Source organism: Chryseobacterium sp. Leaf201, from assembly GCF_001421435.1.
Taxonomy (GTDB): domain Bacteria; phylum Bacteroidota; class Bacteroidia; order Flavobacteriales; family Weeksellaceae; genus Chryseobacterium.
The window spans coordinates 1-10,501 of sequence record NZ_LMKA01000138.1; the positions used below are offsets into that span (position 1 = coordinate 1).

6 protein-coding genes are annotated in these 10,501 nt (G+C 33.0%); all 6 read left to right on the forward strand.

Annotated elements, in window-relative coordinates:
- Positions 1–1,207 (forward strand): glycosyltransferase family 39 protein (locus ASE55_RS19465; RefSeq protein WP_082474733.1); only part of this gene is annotated, 1,207 nt, incomplete at its 5' end.
- Between the two features lie 872 nt (positions 1,208–2,079).
- Complete coding sequence (locus ASE55_RS19470) at positions 2,080–2,502, forward strand: hypothetical protein (RefSeq protein WP_128414630.1); 423 nt, start codon at positions 2,080–2,082, stop codon at positions 2,500–2,502.
- A 5-nt stretch (positions 2,503–2,507) separates the two neighbouring features.
- Entirely contained in the window at positions 2,508–2,981 is a 474-nt protein-coding gene (locus tag ASE55_RS19475) for a hypothetical protein (RefSeq protein ID WP_056223580.1), read from the forward strand.
- A 31-nt stretch (positions 2,982–3,012) separates the two neighbouring features.
- Entirely contained in the window at positions 3,013–3,819 is an 807-nt protein-coding gene (locus ASE55_RS19480; protein ID WP_056223582.1) for a SpvB/TcaC N-terminal domain-containing protein, read from the forward strand.
- Positions 3,776–9,868, forward strand: coding sequence for an RHS repeat-associated core domain-containing protein (locus ASE55_RS19485; protein WP_128414631.1), 6,093 nt, complete (start codon positions 3,776–3,778; stop codon positions 9,866–9,868). Before ASE55_RS19480 ends, ASE55_RS19485 begins: the two co-directional genes overlap by 44 nt.
- Positions 9,865–10,251, forward strand: coding sequence for a hypothetical protein (locus tag ASE55_RS19490; RefSeq protein ID WP_056223586.1), 387 nt, complete (start codon positions 9,865–9,867; stop codon positions 10,249–10,251). Before ASE55_RS19485 ends, ASE55_RS19490 begins: the two co-directional genes overlap by 4 nt.
- Positions 10,252–10,501: the final 250 nt, after the last annotated feature.

Here is a 10,501-nt window from a genome sequence, read left to right on the forward strand (position 1 = left end):
ATATAATTTTTACTTTATTATTTTCTTATTATGTATAGGTATTGTATATATATTTTCAACAGCTAAGGATCCGGCACTTGGTGATAGCTTAGGTTTTACTTTGCAGGGTTATAAGGGCTTCGATTTTTCTTCGAATGCAACAAATCACGTACTGTTTTCCAATTTCCTATCACTTCTTCACAGCATATTTCCTTTTATAAAAGTACATGCTCTCTTTGTCTCTGTATGTATTCTATCGGGGGTATTCTCTCTGTTTTATATGCGGAAATTACTGAGCATATTAGATGTTTCCCCGAAATCTTCTTTCATGTGTGTAATGATTTTGGGTCTTTCATTTACCTTTTGGAGACAATCTATTATAACAGAAGTTTATACTTTCTATTTGCTGTTTGTAATTTTGTTTCTGATCAATTTATTTAAATTTATCAAGGAAAAAGAAATCAGGTATTTTTATTATTCATCTGTTTTACTGGGCATCCTTTTTTTAATACATATTCAGACAATTCTTTTTTTACCACTCTGTTTCTATTTTCTTTTTAGAAATTTTTCTGTCTTAAAGGAGCATGTTATTTATGGTGTAGTGGTAACGATTCTTTTATTTTCAATTTTATTAATCCCGGTATTTATGGGATGTAATATTTTTATAGCCATTTTTACAGATAATTCCTATGAAAATTCAATTTTCAATTTTGATCCATCAATCATTATTAAAAGCATTATAAGAAATCTAATCTTTTTGATATATAATTTCCTGTTTTTTTCTGTTTTCTTATTTTGGGGATTAAAGAATAAAACTTATCGTGATTATATTCTTGTAGGCATTATTCCTTTTTTAATATTTTGTATAAAACATAATGTATCAGACGCCTATGTTTTTCAATTGGTTCCTTATATATTTTTATTGATATTAACAGGAAGGGGATTGGATCATTTTCCTAAAATCTATAGCATCCTGCCATTATTTTTCCCTTTAATATATTTTGCCTCTTACAAAATAATTCAAAAGACATCCTTAGGAAGTAATTTTGATAAAGAAAAATATTATAAAGGAGGAGCAAGATATATGGTGTTTCCGCCTCTGAAAGGAAACCCTGATTGGGATTACTTTATTCATAAATATAAAGAAGATTCTTTATACAATAATCCTGATATAAAATATTTAGATTCTTCTATCAGAGAATGGGACAGAATCAGGAAGAAAAATTAACTATATACTATGGTGAGATTACATCACTTAGTGTATTTTATATCAATATGTTAACATGCATTCAATAAGCGCCAACTTTTATAGGTGTTGGATCAACATTGGCAAATATTTCTGTTTACTGTTATACAGAAATTAGTTCATGTATGTATTAATATTTAGTAACACGTGATAAATATCACTCGGTTGAGATAAGTATTTTACTTAAATTTGCGCCGTTAAAACTAACTAATACTTATGATGAAAATAATACCTTCTCACACTAATGTACATTTGCTTGTACAAAAAAATTACATTAAAAAATAAAACGACACGTTTTGTCGCTCTGTGAAATTACTTTCGCAAAACTATATAATGCTATGTGTTATATGGTGCTTTATTATTATAAAATCCATTATAATTAATTTAAAAATATAATTTAAACTCTATGAAAACAAAATTATTTTCGTTAGTCATTCTGGCTTCATCATTGGTTTCTGCTCAGGCATGGAATGTAACCGGTAATTCAGGAACTAATTCTTCTACCAATTTTTTTTGGGACTACTGATGATAAGGAAATTATTTTTAAAACGGATAACAAAGAAAGATTAAGAATCTTCGGAGGTCCTTATGTTAACGGTATTGCCATAGGAAACCCTGCTGCGCCTGGAGCAAGGCTAGAACTTACCAGTGTCCTGTGTGGCGGATGTGCTTCTAACTGGGCTTTGCCAAATGATTTTGTTGTTAAAACCAGAGCCACGAGAAATCTGGAATTTTTGATGGGGAATAACAATTCCGTAAATCCGAATACAGATACAAGTACTCCGAATTCCTCCGGTGTTACCCGGATAAAATTTACTGATGCTGTGCATAACAATACTCTTGTTATAAATAATATGGGGAAAGTTACTGTAGGTACCGATCAGTATGATAATGATCCAAATTATATTTTTTATGTAAGAAAAGGAATTAAAGCTGAGCAGATTAAAGTAGAAAATCCTGCAGCTAATGGCTGGGCAGATTATGTCTTTAAAAAAGATTATAAGCTTAGAACCTTGGAAGAAGTAGAAAATCATATTGCAGAAAAAGGACATCTGCCCAATATTCCTTCTGCTGCTGAAGTTGAAAAAAACGGGATTAATTTGGGTGAGATGGATGCTAAGCTTTTAGAAAAAATTGAAGAGTTGACATTGTATTCTATTGAGCAGAATAAACAGATTAAGCAGCTTCAGGAAGAAAATAAAGTTTTAAAATCTCAATCCGAAGATATCATAGAACTTAAAAAGCAGGTCCAGAAATTAATTTCAGCAAAAAAGTAATAACCATGAAAAGAAAAATATTATCCCTATTTTCTTTACTGATAGGATTTTTAGGATTTTCCCAAACAGAGGTTTATTTTAAATATGACGAAGCTGGAAACCAAAGGTATAGGGGAACGAATTCAGCAGCTAAAACAGCTCCTGAAGAATTAAAGAAAACCGAAGAATTAAAAACGGTAGCTTCTATACAGCAGGAACCGGTGATGGATGAAAAAGCTTTTTTTAAACAGATCAGGCTTTATCCTGTTCCTGTTAATGATTATCTTACCATAGACTGGACAGAAGAAGTAGACGGGCTTATCGAATCCGTTTCGTTATATCAGCACAGCACGGTGCACTGGAAGTTCCAGCAGCAGAATATCCCTAGCCTTAACAGGAAACTGAAAATCAACATGACCGGCTATGAGTGGGGTGTTTATGTAATTCGTTTTACTTTAAAAGACGGAAGGATATTCAGTAAAAATATTACCAAACGATAAAAAACTTTTAACCGAAATAATTATTAACGAAATGAAAATGAAATTATTTTCATCATTTATACTGTCCTTATGTACAGTACTGGGCTTTTCACAGACCATACTGTACCAGGCAGAAAGTACGAGCCGGACGGTCCAGGACCCGCAGACGGTAGTATTGGCTCAGGGATTTAAGGCGTCTGCAAGCATATCCAATCCCTTTGTAGCAAGGATTGGTCCGGCAACGGAGAATCCGGGAGGAGGACCTGCTGACTCGAATGCGGGAGCAGGAAATACTGCTGGAACTACGGCTCCGTCAGGACAAAGTTTTCATGATACCAAAGGAAATATTGAAGTAAACGGGGTTGGGCAAATACAATTTACATTACCGATTGCCTTACCTCCGGGTGTGAAAAGTGTTTCTCCTCAAATAGATCTTGTCTATACGAGCGGGTCATCAAATGGAGTTGCGGGATACGGTTGGAATATTTCAGCAACGACGGCAATAACAAGGGTTGGAAAAAATATTGAAAATGATGGCGAAAAAACATCAGTCCAATTAGATTACACAGACTATTATAGTTTCAATGGTCAAAGATTAATTTTAAAATCTGGAGAATATGGAAAAGATGGTGCAGAATATGTTACTCAGAAATATTCTAATATAAAAATCAAATCAATTGGGGCATACAATCTTGCTGATTTATTAAAAGGCCCTGCTTATTGGGAAGTTACCTTTGAAGATGGATCTCAGGCCTGGTATGGTGCCACAGCGGTTCAGGATAATCCGCCAGGAAGAACTCCATTAGAATATAACATTGTCAAATGGAAAAGATGCTCAAGGAAATTATACCACATATGAATATTCACAACCTCTTCTTACCGCAAATATTGCTATACTGTCAAGTATAAAATGGGGTGGAAATGAAACTTTAGGTAAAGTACATTTTAACGAAGTTTTATTTGACTATATGGACAGGGATTATATTGAGCGTTCGTATGTTAAAGGCTTTACATTTATCCAGGGAAAAATGCTTTCATTGGTAACGGTAAAGACAGGAGGTAGTCAATTTAAAAAATATGAAATTACATATAAGAAAGATAATAATGATACCAAGTATCAGTTTGTAGATAAAATAACAGAATATAATTCTCAGAATGAAAGTGCCAATCCTGCAGGTTTTGAATATGTAAATTCTTCAAGTCAGGGATGGGCAGATAAAAACTATAATTTCGGGCAAATTGAAAATGGTGTTCTTGGTGATTTCAGCGGTAGCGGAAATCTTGAATTCCTAAGATATCAACCAGTTGCTACCACTTCTTATCCTGCGGGATTATATCTTGCAAAAAGTATTTTTGATGATGATACACCGTCCCAACCTGTATATGTGAGCAATGGTACTACATTTATACAGCCAACTTATTTAGGGAATAGCATTAGTGCTGAAGATTTCAAAAATGGTAATCCCATTGCCGTAAATTATATTAAGAATAATACCATCTATAATAAACAGGGATTTGTTTTATATAAAAAAAAATTAAATTCCATAACATCTAAAAATGATCTGGAATTAAGGTTTTATACAATTAATAATAATCAGCTAACTTTAGATTTTACCAAAACCATTCCTAATAGCATTTATGATCGCACTGAAGGATCACCTAACCCTCATACTCCGGGTGTATATAATGTTACAACTGTTGGAAAAATCAGGGATATGGATCTGGATGGAGATGGTTTGTCTGAAATTATCCTGGAATTAAGCGATAAGGATTGTGAAAAAATCAATACTTCATCGCAGGATCCTAATTTCCCAACCACACCAATCTATACATCACAATGTACATGGAGTAAAAGGTATATGGTAATAGAGACCGATCAAAATTCTCAAAGTCCAAACTATCAGGTCCTGTCATTTTCTGAAACGAATGCAGATATTTTTGAAGATTATAAAATAGGAGACTTCAATGGTGACGGAATACAAGATATGATAAGAATTGATGCTAATAAAATGCCATATCTTATCACTTTCGGGAAAGACAACACGGGTCACTATACAGTAAATGAGACCGCTTATAATGTTAGTATTTTTGCAACTGCTATCACCGGAGTATTTAAAAAAGCTGTTATTGGAGATTATAATGGTGATGGAAAAAGTGATATACTGACACCTCAGTCTGATACCACTTCTGACTGGAATTTATATTTTTCAACAGGAAATAATTTTCAGGCGGATGCAAAATCTAATTTGGCGTATTTTCTGAATAATGACATTCTCGTTTCAAACAATGATGGAAGTGGTTCTATTGAAAGAACTCAACAGTTAAGCTATGATGTAAATAACGATGGCAAAAGCGATTTAATTTCTCTCAAGTTTAGAAGAGTTGTAACTAAACAAGAAAACTTCACAGCTACTTATAAAGTCAATTATTATACTGATGTAACCGTGAAAACATTTGAAACTACAGGCGTAATGATTTTTCCTATTACAGGTGTTTCAACAATTTTAACAAATTCATTTGCAGAAGGACCGACAACATTTACAGTACCCCGTAATCCGGATTGGCCAAATCCCAACGTGCCAACTAGATTTGATCTTTATGGATTGGTAGGAGATTTTAGGCTAAATAAACTCATTAACAAACTTGTTTTAATCTCGGCAACATCTACAAGAATAAAATATTATAACTTTTATGATGTAGCAAAAGAGGCAAGAATAAAGTCCGTTACTCAAGGAGGAATAAAAACAGAAATTGAATATAAACAGCTGGATCAAAATATCGAACCTAATTTTTACAATGCTGTACAAAGTGTAAATTATCCGTTTGTGGAAATGACGTCAATCTTTCAGGATTACGCTGTATCTCAGATAAAAGAAAATAACAGGAAACAAGATTTTAAATATAGAGGATATATTGCAAACCTTAATGGAAGAGGTTCTGCAGGCTTTAGACAAACTGCAAGATCTTCATGGTATGCTGATGGGTTTGAAAACACAAAGATTTGGTCAGGGGTAGAAATAGATCCAATCAATTATTCTGTTCCGGTTAAAGAATGGTCTATTCATACTAATGATGATAATAAAATTTTCCCTCCAGATATTTCTGAAAATAATACTCAGTTATTAACCTTTAAATCTACTAATTATAAGATAGACAACCTTGTAAATGGACAAGCAATAACAGGATCTGTTCCAGCTTCAGATAGACCAAAAGTAGTAACCGCAATAGTGCCGAAAATAATAAAAAAGAAAGATTTTCTTAAAAATATTATTACAAATACAACTATTGATTATGGAAGTTTTTATCTGCCTTCACTTCAGGTTACTGATACCAACAATAGTTTCTCCACAGAAGGTATACAGTATTTGTACAGCCATAATCCAAGTGGTATTGGAAAAGACTATTTTATTGGTAGATTAAACTCTAAATCTGAAAGCAATACGGTATCATCATACGGAAGTACTATTGTTACAAAAGAAGACTATACTTATGAGAACGACCTGCTAAAAACCTTAAAAAAATGGAATAGAGATAATTCGGGCTATCTGCAGGAAACATACACCTACGACGGTTTTGGAAATATTACTCAAAAAATTACTGACAATAGTGTTGATTCTCAAACCAAAACAACGAAAGCGTTTTATGATGACAAAGGAAGATTTGTAACAAAAAGAATAGATAATTTAGGATTAGAAACCAATATTAACTATAATAATCTCGGTCAGGTTATTACAGAAACAGATCCGTTGCAAAACACAATTACAAATACCTATGATAATTGGGGTAAACTTTTAACGTCCAAAAATAATTTATCTGGTACCACGGCTTATGAATATTTGAAAGATAATGATTATAACATAACTGTAGTGCAGTATGATCCGGATGGAGATATTACTAAAAAATATACCAGTAAGTTTGGATTAGAATACAAAACATCATTCAAAGCTTTTGCGCATGGACAATTTATTTCTAAACAAATTCAATATGATATTTTAGACAGAAAAATTAGCGAAAGCGAACCTTATTTTGGAGAACAAAGCAATGTCCAGTGGAATAATATTGTGTATGATGATTCTGTTTTTCCTGCAAAAATTACAGTTGTTGCTTTTAATGGAAAACAAATTGAAACCATAATTTCAGGGGCAACCACTACAATTAAAGAATTGAACGGATATGTAAGAACCACTTCCAAAACAACAGATGCACTTGAAAACGTAATTTCCTCTACAGACAAAGGAGGAACGGTTACATTCTTATATAATGCTGTAGGGCAAAAGACTCAGGCAAAATATGCCGAAAATATTGTTACAACAAAATATGATGTCTGGGGAAGAAAATCCGAATTTAACGACCCGTCTAATGGAGTGTACAAGTATGAATACGATGGATTTGGGCAAACTAAAAAGATTATCAGCCCGAAAGGAACCAAAGAGTATACCTATAATAATGTAGGACAGTTAATCTCACAAAAAGAATTATCCACAGCAGATGGTGGGCACGCTACCAATAAATTAATATCATATACTTATAATGATAAAGGCAGAATAACATCAAAAGGTGGCACATCAAAAGGAAAAACCATTAGTTCAAATCTGGCGTATGATGCACAAGGAAGGTTAACAAAAGGAAAAACCATTAGTTCAAATCTGGCGTATGATGCACAAGGAAGGTTAATATCCTTATCAGAGAATAATAATGGTAAATATTATATACAAAAAGGAAATACTTATGATGATAAAGGAAGATTAGTATCTTATGAAAAAAGCCTTTATTCATCAGGAGTAATGACTAAAGTAAACATTGAAAACGTCTACAACAGCTGGAATGGAGAGCTATATCAGATAAAAGACAAGACTTCAGGAAAAATACTTTGGCAAATAACAGAGACCAATGCAAAAGGACAGCTTTTAAAAGCAAAACTAGGAGAGGCTAATATCAATAATACATATGATACCAATGGTTTCTTATCAAATGTCAATCACTCTTCAGCAGTCAAACCGGGTATTTTACAAATTACGTATTCATTTGATGCTATAAAAAATGAACTGAAAAGCAGAACCACCGGCGGAGACTTTAATATTGTTGAATCATTTGATTATGATGATAACAACCGCTTGGTGAATTGGAGCGACCCTGTTACAGGTATTAAACCAACAGCCAATAGAAATGTTTATGACCTAAAAGGTAGAATTCTGGAAAATGATCAGGTAGGTACAATAAAATATGAAAACTCCTCTAAAATTTATCAGCCTACCGGAATGACATTAAATGCCGTAGGAGAAAATAATTATAATAATGATCTTATTCAATCTATTGTCTATAATGAAAATAATGATCCTGTATTCATTAATGGAATGAAAGGTGATGTTGCTTTCCAGTACGGACTTACCGGCATGAGACAGAGAGTGACTTATGGAGGAAACTTCAACGCAGATGGAGAGGGCAAATACACCAAATTTTATAGTGAAGATGGAAGTTTTGAAATCCAGTTGGATAATACTACAGGAGCAGAGAAACATGTTCTTTATATCGGAGGAACACCATATGACAGTGATATTATTTACCTTAAAAACTATGCAGAATCTACCGGATCATATAAATTCTTGCATAAAGATTATTTAGGAAGTATCTTGGCAATTACCGATGAAAGCGGTTATACACTGGAACAAAGGCATTTTGATGCTTGGGGGAATGTGACCCATTTCCAGAAAGGAACACAGCCTGTGATTACAGATCGTAATCAAATCAATAATTTTATTGTAAACGGAGGTTTATTGCTGGACAGAGGCTATACCAGTCATGAGTATTTTCCTGAAATAGGAATTATCCATATGAACGGCAGGCTGTATGATCCTTTATTAAGAAGATTCTTAAATGCGGATCAATATATTCAGGACGCATTTAATACACAAAACTATAATAAATATGGATATGTACTGAATAATCCGTTAATGTATAATGACCCTAATGGAGAAATCTTTTTCTTAGTTGCTATAGGAATTGCTGCTGTATATGGTGCAATAATTGGGGCAGGTGTAGCTGTAATGACATACGTTATTAAAGGGCTATTTACTGGAAATTGGAGTGGATTTGGGAAAATGGTTCTTGGAGGAGCTATAGCAGGAGCTATGTCCGGTGCACTCAATGGAATAGGTGCAGCTATATTTCAACCAACTAGTGCCGTGCTGAATAATGGTACTTGGGGATTTTTATCAAATATGGTAACCCAATTCGTACAGGATGGTAAAATAGATTTATCTATGGTTGCTGCATCAGCAATTGGAGCTTACATAGGAAACAAATTGCCCAACTGGAAAGCTTTGGGCGGAAAAGGATTTACCGGATGGATCAAAAATGCTGTTGGAGAATTAATTCACAACTCTTTAAGCAATGGTATTACGGGAGCTGTTTCTAGCGGGTTTGCTGCGGCATTTAGAGGGAAAAATGTGTGGAAGGGAATAAAAAATGGCTTTGAAATTGGTGTATACAACGGAATTGGACAATCTGCATTTATGATACCTGTTTTTGGCGCTACAACAAAACTTGAAGGCGATTATCTGGAAACAGCGGAAAATGTAGCAAGAATTGAAAATTTTGACTTGTCTAAAGTTAAATTTAGAAAAGGAGGATTGTATCAGTTGATTGTTAATAGAGAGGTTACCTGGGGTTCAAATATTGCAATAAATGATGAAACAAAAGTTTCCACAATTGCCCATGAATTAAGACATTATGTTCAAAATCTTGCACAGGGATGGGGAGCATTTCAGGCAAGAGGGATTTATGAACAGTTTTTGGATTCATTTTTAGGCGTAGAAGTATACAACTGGATTGAATACGGTGAAAAATTTCAGGAATCGCAAGCTGAAAAATATGAGTATTTTTATAAGAATGAATATTTAAAAAAATGAAAAAATTAATAGTAACTGTTATTGTTCTTTTATTGTATAGTTGCGCCCCACACAGCCATTATTATGCCATCTTAAACAAAAAAGGCGAAGGTGAACTGAGTGTATTTTGTTCTATGAATGATAAAATATGGACTTTTGATGATAAAAATAACAATGACAGTATATTTATTCAATCAAATCATTTTCCGGAACTTAAAAAACCTCAAATTATGGATACTTTGTCTTTTCATCAAACAGAGACACAAAAAACGTTTCGTTTGAGGATTAACGACAAAAATTTCCATAAAAAGATTAAGGATGATACCATATTTATTAAGTACAAAAATAATAATGACTGGGTCACTGAAACATTCATTATTATTAACGATAATAGAATAAAATAGGTTTAAGCCGGTATCGAAATTTCTATACCGGCTTTTTATTAAGTATAATTTTAAACTATTTTCAACAACCATCTCTTAGGTATTCTAGCAAGCGCCTTCAAACAAAAAACCACTGCATTTTTGCAGTGGTTTTTCAATTTTCGCTAAAAAAATAATTAATATCCGATCAAATAGGAAATAATTATTATGATGTTGTTAATCAGATGATTAATTTTTGTTTTCTGTAAAAAAATAAAATAAAAATTTATAT

Coding starts and splice junctions, on each gene's coding strand:
- ASE55_RS19490 (WP_056223586.1), top strand. CDS start 9,865: ATGAAAAAATTAATAGTAACTGTTATTGTTCTTTTATTGTATAGTTGC.
- ASE55_RS19475 (WP_056223580.1), top strand. CDS start 2,508: ATGAAAAGAAAAATATTATCCCTATTTTCTTTACTGATAGGATTTTTA.
- ASE55_RS19470 (WP_128414630.1), top strand. CDS start 2,080: ATGGGGAAAGTTACTGTAGGTACCGATCAGTATGATAATGATCCAAAT.
- ASE55_RS19480 (WP_056223582.1), top strand. CDS start 3,013: ATGAAAATGAAATTATTTTCATCATTTATACTGTCCTTATGTACAGTA.